The sequence below is a fragment of the Pseudomonas sp. GM79 genome (assembly GCF_000282495.1).
In the GTDB taxonomy this organism is placed as follows: Bacteria; Pseudomonadota; Gammaproteobacteria; order Pseudomonadales; family Pseudomonadaceae; genus Aquipseudomonas.
On sequence record NZ_AKJE01000001.1, the window covers coordinates 1 to 1,017 of the forward strand.

Consider the following 1,017-nt stretch of genomic DNA (forward strand, 5'->3'; position numbering starts at 1 on the left):
GGTCGCCAGCCGCTACGGCGGTAGCAACGTCAGTCACTTTCAGGCCATGGGCTTCAGCTTTGGCAACAGTAGCCGAACCTTTACGCAGACCGACAGTAACGTCAACGCCGGAGTCTTTCAGGTTGCACGCTTGAGCGTGACCCTGGGAACCGTAACCGATGATGGCAACTTTCTTGCCCTGGATGATCGACAGGTCGCAGTCTTTATCGTAGAAAACTTTCATGAATTTCCCCTTTATATCTGGCCCTTCAGGCCATTCGCTAATTTGGTTTAAATGCTCAGTACTTTGTCGCCGCGGGCAATCCCGGTGACGCCACTGCGTACGGTTTCCAGAATCGAGGCAGTCCCGATCGATTGAATGAAGCTGTCGAGCTTGTCGCTGGTACCGGTCAATTGAACGGTATACACGCTAGCGCTGACATCAACGATCTGCCCGCGATAAATATCGGTGGTGCGCTTGATCTCGGCGCGCTGGGCGCCGGTGGCCTTGACCTTGACCAGCATCAGTTCGCGCTCGATATGAGCACTCTCCGACAGGTCGACCAGTTTTACCACTTCGATCAGCTTGTTCAGGTTCTTGGTGATCTGCTCGATGACTTCATCATGGCCGACAGTGGTCAGCGTCAGACGCGACAGAGTCGGGTCTTCGGTGGGTGCCACGGTCAGGCTTTCGATGTTGTAGTTGCGCTGCGAGAACAGGCCGACTACACGAGACAGAGCGCCCGGTTCGTTTTCCAGAAGCAAGGAAATAATGTGCCGCATGATTAAGTACGCTCCGTCTTGCTCAGCCACATATCGCGCATGGAGCCGTCTTTGATCTGCATCGGGTAGACGTGCTCGCTGGTGTCGACCGAAATATCGATAACCACCAGGCGATCTTTCATGGCGAACGCCTCTTCCATCTTCGACTTCAAATCTTTCGATTCGGTGATGCGCACGCCAACATGGCCATAGGCCTCGGCCAGCTTGACGAAGTCAGGCAACGATTCCATGTAGGAGTGCGAGTGGCGGCTGCCA

Annotated in this window: 2 protein-coding genes and 1 pseudogene; all 3 read right to left on the reverse strand. The window is 54.8% G+C overall.

Going from position 1 to position 1,017, the window contains the following annotated elements:
- Positions 1-223 (reverse strand): annotated as a pseudogene (locus PMI36_RS29275) (ketol-acid reductoisomerase); the annotation flags it as partial.
- 47 nt (positions 224-270) lie between these two features.
- On the reverse strand, positions 271-762 hold the full coding sequence (gene ilvN, locus PMI36_RS29270) for an acetolactate synthase small subunit (protein ID WP_003176102.1): 492 nt from the start codon (positions 760-762) through the stop codon (positions 271-273).
- Between the two features lie 2 nt (positions 763-764).
- The coding region (locus PMI36_RS29265; protein WP_008066807.1) for a thiamine pyrophosphate-dependent enzyme at positions 765-1,017 on the reverse strand (253 nt) is incomplete at its 5' end.

Coding starts and splice junctions, on each gene's coding strand:
- ilvN (WP_003176102.1), bottom strand. CDS start 762: ATGCGGCACATTATTTCCTTGCTTCTGGAAAACGAACCGGGCGCTCTG.